The organism is Brevundimonas subvibrioides ATCC 15264 (genome assembly GCF_000144605.1).
GTDB classification, from domain to species: domain Bacteria; phylum Pseudomonadota; class Alphaproteobacteria; order Caulobacterales; family Caulobacteraceae; genus Brevundimonas; species Brevundimonas subvibrioides.
Genome location: NC_014375.1, coordinates 1,968,044 through 1,982,670 on the forward strand (window position 1 = coordinate 1,968,044; position 14,627 = coordinate 1,982,670).

Annotated in this window: 11 protein-coding genes, 1 tRNA gene and 1 pseudogene; 5 read left to right on the forward strand and 8 right to left on the reverse strand. The window is 65.2% G+C overall.

Annotation, left to right across the window (positions count from 1 at the left end; translation table 11 throughout):
- Positions 1–3: 3 nt before the first annotated feature.
- Genes BRESU_RS09895 through BRESU_RS09905 form a run of 3 tightly spaced genes read right to left on the reverse strand, consistent with a single transcriptional unit; the run spans position 4 to position 2,492 of the window.
- Positions 4–984 carry a DNA polymerase III subunit delta' gene (locus BRESU_RS09895; RefSeq protein ID WP_013269405.1) on the reverse strand — a complete coding sequence of 327 codons (981 nt, stop codon included), beginning with the start codon at positions 982–984 and terminating at the stop codon, positions 4–6.
- On the reverse strand, positions 981–1,607 hold the full coding sequence (gene tmk, locus BRESU_RS09900; protein ID WP_013269406.1) for a dTMP kinase: 627 nt from the start codon (positions 1,605–1,607) through the stop codon (positions 981–983). Before tmk ends, BRESU_RS09895 begins: the two co-directional genes overlap by 4 nt.
- Positions 1,608–1,655: 48 nt before the next feature.
- A complete protein-coding gene (locus BRESU_RS09905; RefSeq protein ID WP_013269407.1) occupies positions 1,656–2,492 on the reverse strand; it encodes a septal ring lytic transglycosylase RlpA family protein in 837 nt (278 codons plus the stop codon).
- A gap of 70 nt (positions 2,493–2,562) precedes the next feature.
- Here BRESU_RS09905 and BRESU_RS09910 point away from each other — a divergent pair.
- Positions 2,563–2,652 (forward strand) — tRNA-Ser (locus BRESU_RS09910).
- Positions 2,653–3,044: 392 nt separating this feature from the next.
- Here the strand turns inward: BRESU_RS09910 and BRESU_RS09915 are convergent.
- Genes BRESU_RS09915 through BRESU_RS09925 form a run of 3 tightly spaced genes read right to left on the reverse strand, consistent with a single transcriptional unit; the run spans position 3,045 to position 5,370 of the window.
- Positions 3,045–4,682 carry a recombinase family protein gene (locus BRESU_RS09915; protein WP_013269408.1) on the reverse strand — a complete coding sequence of 546 codons (1,638 nt, stop codon included), beginning with the start codon at positions 4,680–4,682 and terminating at the stop codon, positions 3,045–3,047.
- Entirely contained in the window at positions 4,679–5,110 is a 432-nt protein-coding gene (locus BRESU_RS09920) for a DUF2924 domain-containing protein (protein WP_041761522.1), read from the reverse strand. Before BRESU_RS09920 ends, BRESU_RS09915 begins: the two co-directional genes overlap by 4 nt.
- Positions 5,107–5,370, reverse strand: a complete 264-nt coding sequence (locus tag BRESU_RS09925; protein ID WP_013269410.1) for a DUF3489 domain-containing protein — start codon at positions 5,368–5,370, stop codon at positions 5,107–5,109. The genes BRESU_RS09920 and BRESU_RS09925 overlap by 4 nt, the downstream gene beginning before the upstream one ends.
- A 393-nt stretch (positions 5,371–5,763) precedes the next feature.
- On the opposite strand from BRESU_RS09925, the gene BRESU_RS09930 reads away from it, so the two are divergent.
- From BRESU_RS09930 to BRESU_RS17800, 4 genes and pseudogenes are all read left to right on the forward strand, one after another.
- Complete coding sequence (locus tag BRESU_RS09930; protein ID WP_013269411.1) at positions 5,764–7,200, forward strand: site-specific DNA-methyltransferase; 1,437 nt, start codon at positions 5,764–5,766, stop codon at positions 7,198–7,200.
- Positions 7,201–7,212: 12 nt separating this feature from the next.
- A complete protein-coding gene (locus tag BRESU_RS09935; RefSeq protein ID WP_013269412.1) occupies positions 7,213–7,599 on the forward strand; it encodes a DUF5681 domain-containing protein in 387 nt (128 codons plus the stop codon).
- A 98-nt stretch (positions 7,600–7,697) separates the two neighbouring features.
- A complete protein-coding gene (locus tag BRESU_RS09940; protein WP_156796141.1) occupies positions 7,698–9,089 on the forward strand; it encodes a phage terminase large subunit family protein in 1,392 nt (463 codons plus the stop codon).
- Between the two features lie 111 nt (positions 9,090–9,200).
- A pseudogene (locus BRESU_RS17800) lies at positions 9,201–9,563 on the forward strand (helix-turn-helix domain-containing protein); the annotation flags it as partial.
- A 318-nt stretch (positions 9,564–9,881) separates the two neighbouring features.
- Here BRESU_RS17800 and BRESU_RS09945 read toward each other — a convergent pair.
- Together BRESU_RS09945 and BRESU_RS09950 are read right to left on the reverse strand one after the other, a co-directional pair.
- Positions 9,882–13,385 carry a DUF4062 domain-containing protein gene (locus BRESU_RS09945; RefSeq protein ID WP_013269414.1) on the reverse strand — a complete coding sequence of 1,168 codons (3,504 nt, stop codon included), beginning with the start codon at positions 13,383–13,385 and terminating at the stop codon, positions 9,882–9,884.
- Entirely contained in the window at positions 13,378–14,523 is a 1,146-nt protein-coding gene (locus tag BRESU_RS09950) for a hypothetical protein (RefSeq protein ID WP_013269415.1), read from the reverse strand. The genes BRESU_RS09945 and BRESU_RS09950 overlap by 8 nt, the downstream gene beginning before the upstream one ends.
- Positions 14,524–14,627 lie beyond the last annotated feature (104 nt).

Sequence of the window (14,627 nt, forward strand, 5' to 3'; positions counted from 1 at the left end):
ACGTCATCCTCCGGTCCGCGCCTTCACCCGCGCCAGGTCGGCCAGGGCCCCCGACAGGACGTCGGCCCGGTCGAGGTTCACGGCGGCCGTGCGGTCCGGCAGGTCGCTCAGCCGCGTCCACAGATCGGCCCAGGCGGCACCGTCGCCTGTCTGAAGCGATCGGGCCTTCACGGCCGCGGTCAGGCGATCCATCAGGGCCTCGAAACGCGCCTGCCCGTCCGCCCCGCGAAAGGTGTCGGACATGGCCATCTGTTCGGCGCGGTCCAGCGCGGGGTCCTCGACCCAGCGGCGGGCCAGCCGGTCGAGCGCCAGATTGGCCTCGGTCGCCAGCGACAGGGCCGCGCCCGGCGATCCTCGCGCCATCCCCGCGATCCGTGCCGCCTCGTCGCCCTCCAGATCCGTCTGGCGCGCGACCAGGGCCGCCACGGCCGCCTCGTCCCACGGCGCGAAAGCCAGACGGCGGCACCGCGACCGGATCGTCGCCAGCAGCCGGCCCGGCGCATGGGTGATCAGGAAGAGCACACCACGTTCGGGTGGCTCCTCCAGAGTCTTGAGCAAGGCATTGGCAGCGTTGGGATTCAGGTCGTCGGCCGCATCCACGATCGCGACCCGATAGGCGGCCTGCGACGGGCTCTTCGAGAAGAACTCCGGCAGGTCCCGCGCCTGATCCACGGAGATGGATTTCTTGACCTTGCCGCCTTCCGAAAGACGCTCCAGCACCAGCAGATCGGGATGCGACTGGGCGGAAATCAGCTGGCTGACGGGATCGCCGGGCGAGGCACCCAGAGGGCCGCGCGTCGCGTCGGGCTGGGCCCCGAGGAGTCGCCGTGCCGCCCGATAGGCGAAGGTCGCCTTGCCCAGGCCCTCCGGCCCGCACAGCAGCCAGGCATGGTGAAGGCGACCGCGATCCAGGGCGTCGAGGAACGCCAGCTCGGCGTCCAAAGACGGGACCAGGTCGAAACGGTCGCGGGGGGCGCCGGTCATTCCAGCACCGGCTCGACGGCCGCCCAGACCCGCGCCTGCACGTCATCGATCGACCCCGTCGCGTCGATGAGACGGCAACGCTCCGGATGGGCCCGGGCGATCGTCTGGAAGGCGCGTCTGAGATTCTGATGAAAGGCGAGGCCCTTGGATTCGAAGCGGGTGTCGCCCTGTGCCCGTGCCAAGGCGCGCTCCAGACCGACCTCGGCCGGCAGGTCGAAGATCAGGGTCAGATCGGGCTGGTTCGTCCCGACGACATGGGCGTCCAGCGCCTCGACGAAGGCGGTCTCCGCGCCGCCCGCGAGGCCCTGGTAGGCGCGGCTGGAGTCGGCGAACCGGTCGCAGACGACCCACTGGCCAGCCTCCAGAGCCGGACGGATGGTCCGCTCCAGATGATCGGAGCGGGCCGCGAACATCAGCAGCAGTTCGGTGCGCGCCGACCAGCGATCCGCGCTTCCGGAGACGACCAGACTGCGGATGGCCTCGCCGCCCGGCGACCCGCCCGGTTCGCGCGTCCGAATCACGTCGCGGCCCCGTGCGCCGAGACGATCGACCAGAAGGGCGACCTGGGTGGACTTTCCGGTCCCCTCCCCGCCTTCGAATGTAATGAAACGGCCTCGCGACATCGGCGCACCATGGCGACCCGGGCCGCCCGGGCCAAGGGGGCTTTGGGCCTATCGCGCCGATATCAACAGGGCGTCGGCGAATCCGCGCGCGACGGCGGCCTGCCGGGCCTGTTCGGCGGCGTTCGCGTCGGGCCAGGGCCCCAGCAGCACGCGGAACATGGAGTTGTCGGTCGCAGCCTGCACCCGCGCCGTCTGTCCGAGCCGTCCGGCCGCAGCGCGCGCCTCCGGCTGGGCCGGATAGGCGGCAACCTCGACCCAAAACCTGCCCGGAGACACGGATGGGGACGGCGGCGGGGGCGGCGCGGACACCGGGACGGCGCGCTCCGGCCGGGCCTGTGCATACTGAAGGACCGCGCCGCCGCCGACCCGGGGCGCGCGACCCAGATAACGGACCCGGACCTCGCCCACGCCCCGTTGCAGCATATCCAGAGCCTCGGCCGCGCCCCGCGACAGGTCGATGATCCGGTCGTCGACGAAGGGGCCGCGATCGTTGACCCGCAGGACGATGGTCCGACCGTTGGCCAGGTTGGTCACCTCCACCAGTCCCGGCAGGGGCAGGGTCTTGTGAGCGGCGGTCAGGGCGTGCATGTCGAACCGCTCGCCGGTCGAGGTCGGCCGCCCGTTGAACTGGTCGCCGTACCAGGAGGCCATGCCGACCTGGTCATAGCCGGGCTGCTCTTCGGGCCGGTACCATCGGCCGCGGATCTGATACGGTCGCATCGTTCCCGACACGATCGGGGCGGGATCGGTGACGATCGGGATCGCCGCGCGTCCGGTTCCGGCAGGTCCCCCTCCCCCCGCGCTGGCGCAGGCGGCCAGCCCGCTCATCGCGCCGGCGATGGCCAGCAGCCGAAAGTGCCTCAGCGGATGTGCCAGCGCGATCATGGCCGCATGATCGCGCCGACGATTTCCGTTTTGGTTAACGCGATCTCCGCTGCTATGGCCTTCGCCGTACGGACAGGTGGCCGAGTGGTTTAAGGCAGCGGTCTTGAAAACCGCCGTAGGTGAAAGCCTACCGTGGGTTCGAATCCCACCCTGTCCGCCACCGTCCTGTGCTGAAACGGACAGGTCCCTGTTACCTCTGAAATACCCCCGACATTACCGCGACATGTCCCGAACCGGAGACGCAAAGCCCGGTCTCCGCGACCCCTCAAGTGCCCCTGATCCAGCGAATAACCCGCCCCCGTCTCCGCCGACTGCGTGGCGGGTCGCTTTCGACTGCCTGAGCGCGGATGCTTGATAGCAGGGAAGTACAGGGAAAAAGCATGCCCACGGTGATTCTCGACCGAACCTAACACCGCGCAAATGCCCGCCACCACTGGGTCGGAGCGCCGGAGCCGTTTGGATTTCCCGTGACACGAACAGGGAAAATTTCCTCACGTATCAGGGAATAATTTCAGGCGATCAGGGAAACGCACTGCCGTAACAGGGACGGCATCATCCTGCGTAAAGACGCCTTTGCTCCACCCAGTCCAGGGGGAGGTCCGAGCGTGTGACCGCCTCCAGGGTGAGGCCCACCGGCTGACGGCCATCAAGGATCTCAGCCTTCAGATCTGGCGCGAGGAAGGCCGGTCGGATCATCCGGCGGACAAAGGCATCCGACACGCCCTCGGCATCGGCGATGACGTTGAGGTTCTCGACCTCGCCAGCGAGGAGACGCCGCTTCCAGGATTCGGCCCGGATCAGAGCGGTGGTCATGGCGCGGTCGATCCGGGAGGAGGCGACGGCGGCTGAGCCTTGGGGGCCGACCGCGACCATGGTCCCGCCTCTGCGGACAAGACGGACTTTGATCTCTGTCATCGGCAGATCGCCTCGTCGCTCCAAGCTGTCAATGCCAACCCGGTTCTCGGGCTTTAGATCACGTGCTGCGATCTGCAGCCGCTCTTCGTCGAACACGATGGTCACGGCCTCCGCGCCAACCTCGACACGGTCGATCACGTCCCGGGCAATTGCCCAGTCGGGCGAAACCGGGCTGGTATCGATGATCCGCAGTTCGCCAAGGCGCTGGGCCACGATGTCTTCGAGCAGAGGTGCCGAGATCCGCGAAACCGCGCCGGCCTGGTCGGGCCGCCCGGTCGTGACCGCTGTCGAGACATAGTAGTGGTAGGTGGGCTTGTTGGGCTTGGCGGCCTTCACCGGAGACATCGGATTGACAGCCGAATCAAACAGCAGTCCCATCAGGGGCGCGCCCTTGTGCGGGCGGCGGGCCTCGCCCGGCACCCGCTGCTTGCGGTCGTTGTCGTCAAGGCGGGCCTGAACGGCGTCGAAGGTTTCGCGGTCGATGATGGCGGGATGCTGGCCCGGGTAGCTGGTCGTCTTGTGAGGAATCTCGCCCACGTACGTGCAGTTGCGCAACATGTGGAACAGCGCGCCGCGATCCATGGGCTGGCCGCCCTTCTCGACGCCGGCCTTGGTCGTTCGGCGTCTGGATACGACACCTGCGTCGTTCAGTTCCTGTTGGACTTGGTGGACTGAGCCGGTGTCCAGATAGCTTCGGAAGATCCCGCGCACGGTCTCGGCCTCAACAGGATTGATGACCAGGGTCCGGCCCGATGCCTCGTAGCCAAGTGGTACCCCGCCTCCCATCCACATACCCAGCTTCTTGGAGGCCGCGATCTTGTCGCGGATGCGCTCTCCCGTAACCTCACGCTCAAACTGGGCGAATGAGAGCAGGACGTTGAGGGTCAGCCGTCCCATGGACGTCGTGGTGTTGAAGGCCTGGGTCACGCTGACGAAGCTGGAGCCAGCCTTATCCAGGACATCCACGATTCTGGAGAAGTCGGGTAGTGCGCGAGTGAGCCGGTCGACCTTGTAGACCACCACCACATCAATCAGCCCCGACGCCACGTCGGCCATCAGCCGTTTGAGCGCCGGTCGCTCCATGTTGCCGCCGCTGAACCCGCCGTCATCATACACCTCAGGGAGGAGGGTCCACCCCTCCCCGGCTTGCGACAGCACATAGGCAGCGCAGGCGTCACGCTGCGCATGCAGCGAGTTGTAGTCCTGCTCCAGACCCTCCTCGGAGCTCTTACGGGTGTAGATGGCGCAGCGGAGGGGACGACTGGCGGGTCTCATGCGGCGTCGACCTCGCGCAGGCCAAAGAAGCGGGGGCCGTTCCAGCGCACGCCAGTGATGAGCCGGGCGACCTTCGATAGGCTAGCGTGCTTCTCACCGTTCCAGACAAAGCCGTCACGCAGGACCTCGACCTCGTGGCGGCGACCCTGCCATTCGCGAATGAGCGTCGAGCCGGGCTTGAAGGACGCGGCGCGCACCTTGGGCTTATGGCCCATGCGGTGCCGGGACGCAGCACTGGCCAGGCGGCGATCGGAACTCACACCGCCTTGGCCAGCGGCCTTCATCTGCAGAGCCTCGGCCAGGGCCCGGCGTAGAACGTCCGGAGAGCGGACCGGGGGCGGCTCACCGAGCCGCTCCCTCCAAAGGCCCCGTAGATCATCAATGGCCATGCCCTCCAGGAGCGCAAGCGTCTCGCTTAGGCCGCTCACGACTGAGCTTCCTGCGTCGGAGTGCTGCTGCGCCAAACGCGTCGCTCGCCGACCTTCTCGCTGGAGACGGTGTGGCCCTTCTTCTTCAGCGCGCTGGCCATGGCACCGCGGATTGAATGAGCCTGCCAGCCGGTGGCCTCGATCATGGTGGGCATGTCAGCCCCCTCCTCCCGGGTAAGCATGGCGACCAGGCGGTCGAGCTTGGACGGAGAGCGAGCTGTCGTTTCAGGGGCGGCTTCGGCCTTGAGTTTGCGGGGCATGATAATGTTCCTCGGTCAACGAGCGCGGGGTGCGCCCTACTGAGCCAAGCCCGGACTGCCGGGCGGGAACGTGATCACTAGGGCTTCCTATGGAGCGCCAGTCCAGTGCTGTGTTGCAGCGAAACGCCTTAACTTGAAGTCGAGAATTAAAGTCACCAGCTTCTCTCTCAGCCGTAGGCTTCTTGCTGTGCTTGATGTTGTTGTTGGGATCCGAGGGATACCCGTGGGCCATGCCAGGGCCTGACGCTGAAGCGTTCTAAACCGAGCAAACTCTAGGTCCGACGTTGCCGGCGCGTGGTGGAGCCACTGATCAGCATCGGAAGCCTCCGACTAAACCCAGGCGTCAGCCGTTCGCATGATCGCGAACCTGCGCCCTCATGCAAGGAGTGCCCCATGAATAACGCCACACCCGAAACCATCGCTCAACAGATTCCGCCGGCGCTCCGGTTGATAATCGAAGACCTTCCGATCGCCACTCTTTGCATTGGCGGCCGCCAACTTCGCATACGCAGAAAGCGGGATCTCGAGGTCATGGCGGCGAGCATCCGTCAGTTCGGCTTCATAGTCCCGGTGCTGATCGGTGCCGACAACATGATCATCTGCGGCAAGGGCCGCGTTCAAGCCGCCCACCTTCTCGGCATGGTGGAGGTTCCCTGCATTCGCGTTACCCATCTGAGCGAAGCCGAGCGGCGAGTGTTCGCCATCGCCGAGAACCAACTGGGTCAGCTCGCGGGCTGGGACAACGAGACACTGAAGATCGAGCTGCACGAGCTCTCTGGAATGGACCTGAGCTTCAGCCTGGAACTCACCGGGTTCTCCTCGGCGAAGATCGACAGCATCGTCTTTGGCGGCGAGAGCGGCGACCGCAGCGAGAACGCCATCCCTGCCCTGCCCGATCAGGTCGTTAGTCGGGTCGGCGACCTCTGGCAGTTGGGTGACAGTCGTCTGCTCTGCGCCGACGCCACCGAGCCTGCAAGCTTCGAGCAACTGCTCACCGGCGAACAAGTCCGGGTCGTCTTCACCGACCCTCCCTATAACGTCGCCATCGCCGGGCACGTGACCAGCGGCGGTAAGCACGGCGAGTTCGTAATGGCGTCGGGCGAGATGACCGATGACGAGTTCACCGCCTTCTCGACCAAGGTCATGATGCGGGCCCGCGAGAACCTCGTCGATGGCGGCCTGCTATACTACTGCATGGACCACCGCCACATGGAGCATACGCTCGATGCCGCGTCGGCCGCCGGTTTGGACAGGCTCAACCTGATCGTCTGGGACAAGAAGGCTGGGGGCATGGGCAGCTTCTACCGCTCACGCCACGAACTGATCTTCTTGTTCAGAAAGCCCGGCGCGTCGCATGTGAACCGCGTCGAACTGGGCAGGCATGGCCGCGACCGCTCAAATGTCTGGACCTATGAGGGCGTCAACGGCTTCGGTGCTGCCAAAGCAAAGGCGCGCGAGATGCATCCCACCGTCAAGCCGCTGGCGCTCGTCCGCGATGCTATTCTGGACTGCACGGCAAAAGGCGATGCGGTGTTGGATCTATTCAGCGGCAGCGGCACGACCGTCATCGCCGCCGAAAATGTCGGTCGCCGTGGCTTCGCCACCGAACTCGATCCTCGATACGTGGATGTTGGCGTGCTGCGCTGGCAAGAGTTCACCGGCCGCGAGGCGTGTCTGGCTTCGACGGGTCAGACGTTTCGGCAGGTGCAGGCTGAACGCTCTAGGCATTCCAATCCAGCCACAGCCACGGCCGATGTCGCGGCCCCATCCGCCGACATCATCGCCCTGCCCGCCCCCCGGGTGCGGGTCCGCACTCGTCTGGCCGCCTAAGGGAGATGACCCATGTCTGATGACTACGATGTCGGCTACGGCCGACCACCCCAGGCCACACGGTTCAAGACCGGCCAGTCCGGCAACCCGAAGGGCCGGCCCAGGGGATCGCATAATCTGCACACCCTGCTGTCCGACGCCATGCAGGCCCGTGTCCCCGTCACGATAGAGGGGCGTCGGGTCCATCTAACCAAAGCGGAAGTGGCCGTGCGCCAGCAGGTCGATAACGCTGCCAAGGGCGACCTGCGGGCCTTGGCCTTCCTGGTCAAAGCAATGGCGCAGGCCGTCCCGCCGCCCGAAAGCGTCGAGCACGGGCAGAAGACGGAACTCAGCACGGACCAGTACAACGCCATCTTCGAGGCGCTGGTCCTGGATCATACGGCGGAGGGAGGGCTGTGAGGCCCCCCCCGATCCCCGTCGAAGATCTCCTCTTTGTTCGCGCTCGCAACGACTTCGGGGTATTTCTCGAACTGATCTTCGCTGTCCTCAACCCCGGCGTGGCCCTGGCCAGAGGCTGGTATCTCTCGGCCATGATCCAGGCCTTGAACGAGGTTTCCGACGGCTCCAGCCGACGTCTGCAAATCACCGTGCCGCCCCGCCACCTGAAGTCGATCACGACGACGGTGGCTTTCACGGCCTGGATGATGGGTCGCGATCCGACCTACAAGATCATCTGCGCCAGCTACGGCCAGGAGCTGTCGTCCAACCTGTCGCGCGACTTCCGCAAGGTGGTCACTTCGGCCTTGTACAAGCAGATATTCCCGGTCACAGCGACCTCGATCGTCCGGGATACCGATACCGAGGTCAGGACGCGCCAGAGCGGCTTCCGGTTCGCCACGGCCGTGGGATCGACCGTCACCGGTTACGGTGCCGATCTGATCATCATCGACGACTTGATGAAGGCCGCGGACGCCTCCTACCCGGAGGCCAGGGCCAGGGCCCAGCGGTTCGTCGATGAATCGCTCTTCACCCGCCTAAACAACAAGGCGACCGGAGCGGTGATCGCAATCCAGCAGCGCCTGCATGAAGACGATGTCTCGGCCCACCTGACCGCGAAGGGCGGCTATCGCCATCTAGACCTGCCCGCCATCGCCGTCCGCGACGAGATCGTCCCCCTCACCCGGGGGCGCTCGCACGCACGCCGCATCGGTGATGTGCTGAACCCCGACCGCGAGCCCTTGTCCGTTCTGGATGAAATCCGGGTCGGCTTGGGCTCGCGGGCCTTCGAAGCCCAGTACCAGCAGAACCCCACGCCCGCCGACGGCGACATCATCCGCTGGGACCGGCTCCAGTTCCATGACGACGATCCCATCGACTATCGGACCCGCGATGGCCGACGGCTGCTGCACAAAGTGGTCATCAGCTGGGACACAGCAGACACGGTGTCACCTTCGGCCGATTATTCGGTCGGCACCGTGTGGGGCAACGACGGCACGGCCTGGAAGCTGCTCGACCTGATCCGGGTCCGCCTAGCCTATTCCGACCTCTTGGCCCGAGTTCGCCTTGAGCGCAGCAGATGGCTGGCCGATCTTATCATCGCGGAGGAGGCCGGGGTGGGGCGTGCTATTCTGGACAGCCTGTCGCGTGACACCCGCAGGCAAAGCGAGCCTGAGCACCATGCCCCCTGGTGCGTCCGTCTCGCCGCTTCGCCCCGGCTGGGCAAGGCAGAGCGGTTCGCCGCTGCCTCCGATCCCCTCTACGCCGGCAAGGCGCTCCTAGCTCGAGATGCGCCATGGCTTGAAGACCTCCGTCGCGAAATGATGGCCTTCCCGAACGGCCGCCACGACGACCAAGTCGACAGCGTCAGCCAGTTCCTCACTTGGATGGTCGGCAACGGTGGCCGTCGTCTGCTTGATCCGCGCCGGGTCGACAGGCCCAGAGCCGCCTAGACGGCCGGCGTGCTAGCGGTCTCCGCTGTCGGGCCTGAGGCTCGCGGCGTATTGTCAATGTGGGAGACCCCATAACACCAGACTAGCGTCCAGACTGCAGCGGCGGCGGCCGACCGAGCCGGCATCCTCCGGACTTACGTCTCCGGCGTGGAGCGCGGCGTGCGCAAACCGACCGTGACTGTCCTGGACAAGCTCGCCTGCGGTCTCGGCGCACCTTGGCCAGCCTGGTTACGTTCGACTGACGGCAGACCTGCTGCGTCTATCGAGGATCTCGATTGCTGCGGCCAACGCCGCAAAATCTGCAGCATAGGATCGAAGCACCCTCCCCGCCGCTTCCTGCCTTCAGCAGTGCAACGTCAGTGCAGAAAATATGCGCGCCCTCCAGGATCGAGGACATCAGCACGCCAAGGCCAAGCTTCGCCTCCAGCGCATCGTGGGGATGGAAAAGTGCGTTGTCGTCGTCGGGCTCCATAAACCGACTACCGCTCGGTGCCCGGTCGAAGTCCAGTCGTTATGGCGGCTATGCGCCAACAGCGGACATTACCGGGATGCCTGAAAGCAGACGTCCGACCGGTCGGCGGCGTTTAGGCCGCTCACGACCCGTCGCGGAGGTCCTCGTCACCGTGCAGATATGCCAACGCCACCTCGAAAGAGGACCGGATCACGTCGATGACGTGACGCAGCTCGGCTTGTTTGAGCGGAGGCATGTGATCGAGGGTTTACTCCAACCGTAGAGTCTCCCCGATGGACGCCGGCCTCCCAAGGTTTGAGCGAGGTGGAGCTCGCGCGTGCCTAAGAGATGGATGTTTTCACGAGCTCGACCAGTTTGGGGGAGAGCACGCTGTGTTCGACCTCGCCACGTAGCAGACTGTAGACGATCTCGAGGACGCCGTAGCCGAGAAGAACCTGAAGCGATCCGCCTCGGCCCTGGCCCACGGTCAAGCCCTCGACGAAATCCTCTGCGATGAAGACCGCCGTTGGCGCGGGCGGCTCCAATGCCGGATCTGTCTGCCGCGAGACCATGCTCGAACGCTCGCCGATCGCGTCACGCACGGGCTGGGCGATGTCGTTCGGCGCCTCGGCGAGGTCCACCACATAGATGCAGAGCTCCGGTCGCGGCTTCAGAGTGCCGAAGACCTTCTTTCGCAGCTCGCCCTCGAACCCCTTGAGGAAGAAGGCCAAGGCCATTGCCGCGAATGTGATCTCAGGCTGCTCGTCCATGGCTGTGATCGACAGGATCACCGGCTCCGCCATCTCGAGTTCGACAACCCAGTGCAGGCCGGCGTCCGGGATCGAGCGGTGGTGCAAACCCGGGACGACGTCGCTCACCGCTTCGGCGATTATGGTAAGGTCGGCGGCGGTCAGCATTTCAGCGCCGACGGCGGCGACCGTCATCGACGGATACAGGATTTGCCAAGGCTCCGGCGCGGCGGAGGGCCGGAAGGCGTTCACGATGGCCTCGACTTGGCGGATGAAGAGGTTGCGCCGGACCGGAGGGGGAAGTTCCTCGAACATGGCGCGCATATGGGCACCGTAGAAGGGCAGTGCGATCGCCGCAGGGATCGCCGGCATGACGTCCGACAAGGTGCTGAACATGCGCGCCGTCAGCGCACCGTCGCTCTTTGACTCCGGGGCCAGCCCGAACACCCGGCGAATACCGCAGATGTACGCGTCGGGATCGTCATCGATGGTGTTCCAGAGCGCCGTCATGAAAACGCCTTCAAGCCGGCCCCATCGCTGCAGCGTGACGATGATCTCTGCCGCCTCGAACTGGGCTTCGGCTGCCTCCATTCGTCGTCCCTGAGCGAGCAAGGCGTCGCCCAGGGCCTCAAGCGCGCGCGAAAGGTGGTCGCGCGCGACCGTGCCCCTGACCAGATCGACCGCGTGGCGCGCGCTCTCTTCGGCGAGCACCGCCGCATCCTTCGGACGCCCCTCGTCGTCGGGCCATTCGTTGTAAATCTGCGCCCTCAGGTAGGAGGCGTGCGCCTCAAGGTCAGGCCGTCCACAACTCCGCGCGTTCCCGGCCGCGGCCTCATAGTCGCCGATGGCGCCCGGGTAGTCATCGAGATCAGATTTGACGTTCGCCTTGCTCGTCTGGTTCACGGCTATCAACGTGCGGTCGCCCAGAGCTTCGCCGATGGAGATCGCCTCTTCTGCGCGCTCGAGGGCCTCCGCCGTCTGACCGGATCGGCGCAGCTTCCGCACCAGTAGATTGCAGAGCCAAGCACGGTGTCGTTGGCGCGCGCTCGGATCGACGTTCGCGCTAAGTCCGCGAACGATCGCGTCGGCCTCCTCCTCACGATCGGCCTGCATGAGGATCGCCGCTGCGAGGTTTCGGCTCGCAATCTCCACGCCGTAGGCATCTCCTAGGTCACGGAACGTGTCGCGGGCGTAGCGGGCGTACGCTTCCGCGGCCGGGTAGTCTTGGGTACCCATGAAGATGACGCACAACTCCGTCGCCGTCCGTCCGGCGACCGACAGATTGCCCTTGGCCTTCGCTGTCTCGTGCAGCGCTTGGATGGCCTCCACCACGCTTGGCGACAGCGTGCGGCGTGCATCGAATCCCAAGCGGGTTTCCCGCACGCGCAGCGCCGTATTCTCATCCATGGTCTCGGCCAGCCGCTCGGCGTCTTCCAGCTGCGTCCTGGCTAGGTCTAGATCGCCGATCGCCTCCGCCGTCTGGGATAGAGCGAGCGCCCAATAAAGAGCCTCGGACCGGTCGGCGTGGCCGAGGGCGCGTTCTCTCAGCTTGAGCTGGAGCGCCAGCGACGTCTTTTGATCTCCCGACCGGCCCGCTTCGTAGGCTGCGGCCTCCAGCAACTCGCCATCCGGATCTCCGCCGATCGGGTCGAGCACCTCGAACGCCCGCACCATGGCGCCGCCATCCGCCAGCTGGCGACCGAGGCGGGTCGCCGCGAAGCGGTAGCGCTGTTGGCTCGCCTGGACGAGCGCAAGAAGTTCTCGTCGAACCTCGTCGTGGACGACCACGTAGCCCATCGACGTATCTGCGACCAAAGCGGAGATCCGCGCCATTTCGTCGGCCAGCTCATCCGGCCGGCATGAAGGATCCGCCCGGAGCTCCAGGAGCTGTTCGAGGGTCAGGGGAAAGCCCGCGATAACGACGTAGGATAGCAACTCGCGCGCGGTCGGCTCCAGCGACGTGAAAGCCTGCGTGGCCGTCGCCGATTCAAACGCGAGTTGTCTTATGCGAAGCGGCTGGCCGTGAGCAGATTGAAGCGCGCCTGAGCGAACCAGGGCTCTAAACCGGGCCGGTCCAAGCCAATCCCGAATCTGCTCGTCGGACAGAGAACCCATCTCGACGATCGAGGTGGCCTCGGCGAGGTATGGCTCGCGGGACGCCAACACGAGGCGGGGGCCAAGTTCAGTGAGTTCGGGCGGGATGGCCTCCAACAGAATTTGGGCGTCCTTGGGATCGTCCACGAGGACTGTCGCCGTCCCGCCGGCGCGCCAGCCATCAGAAAATGCGTCCCGCGCGCCGTCTAGCGTCGCGAACTGCAAGGCATCGCCGGCCACACGGCCTGCAAACAGATTGGCGAGAACGCCAAACAGCTCCTTCGGACTCAGATAAGTGGCGTTGACGAGGGCGCTGTTGGACTGACTGGCGTACTCGGCCAAGGCCACGCTCTTCCCGCTCCCCGCCGGTCCGACCAGTTGAACAACGCGGGCGGTCGAGAGACCTTGTGAGATTGCCGACATGACATTGGGGCGCGGCACCAGACCGCCCGCCAGATTCCGCGGTCCGGATTTCGCGCGCGAGGTTTCCAAGAGGGCGGCGTCCTGCGTCGAGGTGTCCAGGAACCGCTGCGTGACTAGGGCGGTGAGATCGTCGCGGATCCGGTCCGCGAGTTCGTCAGCCTCTTCATAAAACGAGACTGTCAGGTCGCCGGCGAGGATATCCTGCACGAGGGCGGTGAGTTCTGCGGTGCGGGCGCTACCGTCTTTCCTGACATAGGCGAGAACGGGTTTTCCCCACTGCCGCGCGTGTCGATACTCGTCTTCAAGGCCTGAAACGGTCATTCCGCCCTGCTCGTCGATCCAGCCGTAGCTGTCTCGATAGATGGCGACGACGATCTGAGAGCTCCGCAGGCGGGAGAGGTACAGATCGCGGGGCGGATGGGCCCGTGCCCCGAGATGCTCGAAAAGGATGGGCTCGTTGTTGGTGGCCTGAACGCCCGCACGCGCCGCCAAGCGTTCGGCCGCGCATTCCGTGATGGTCGAACTGATGAAGACCTTGAGCCGATCTTGGTCGGAAAGGGTCGTGACGGGATCAGGCATCGATCAGACGCCTCCGCCGCAGTTCACCAAGCGTCGCCGCCACCCCGTCCCGCTTCGGTTGGTGGCCGAAAATGCGCAGGAGATCACGTCCATCTAAATCGATCTGGCGCTCGAGAATTTCGGGCGCGATCGTAAACTGGCTGAGCTCTCCGTCGGCGAACTCCACATGGTTGAACGCGCCTTCGATAACTGCGCGCTTCAGCGACTTGCTCTCCAGCGGGGCATAGTGATCCTCGCCGCACATCTTGCGGCTCAAAACGACGTTGGCGATGGCCTGATCCACTTGCCACCGCTGGATGCCCAACGGCGCGAGCTGTTCCATCATCCCCGCGGTCAGGCCGGTCCTGTCGGCGCGGCGACGCGAAACAGTGAAGAGCGAGGCCAACACCTGCTCCCTCTTCGCCTTGATACGTTTGATGTCCGGACGTCCGGGTGCCTCTTCGCCGCTTGAACGCTTGGCACGCCTTGGTTTGCCGTCGCGTTTGAAGGTGGCGAGCATGACGGCCGCCTGCGATCCCGCCTCGACCGAATCCTCGTCCGAAAACGTACATTGAAACTTGAGGAGCGACAGGCGCTGCTCAAGGAGATCCATCTGCGTGTCGTGCGGCCGGCGTTGATCCGGCGGAGATCCGCGCCAGACCGCCGCGCTCAGGATGAACGGCGCGAACATCGCCTCGTGATATTGCTCGAAGCGCCGCAGAAAAGGGTCGGTCGTATCGAGCGTCTTGATCCAGGTCGGCGCAAAATAGAGAGGATCGAGGAGCAGGTCGGCGGTCTGGGTTCGCGCCGCGAGGCGGCGTGGTTCCGGCGATAGTCCAAGTAGCCATCCGCCGCTCTTCATGAAGACAACGGTCATCTCGACCGCGTCGCCATCAACGCCGTCGCCCCAAGACCTCAACTCGGACATCGCTGCACGAAGCGGCGCCTCGTGACGCGCGAGAAGAGTCACCACCGGGATAGCGGCACCCACCTCAGCCGAACGGACGAAACCGTAGGAGCAGCCGCCGACCTCGGCCTCTGCGAAATGAACTAGATGTTCGAAACCCGACTCGACGAAGGACGTGAGCGGTTGGCCGAAGTCAAAGCCCTTTCCCCCGCCCGACGACGTCTGAGATCCGGATTTCCTGCTCTTACCCATATGACAGTCGCACCAAGGGCGATTCTCGCTTGAAGTGAGGCCTAGGGTTGCATGATTCGATTCGTTCGACGGTCGGGCGGAAACGTCAGCTTAAAGGCAGATCC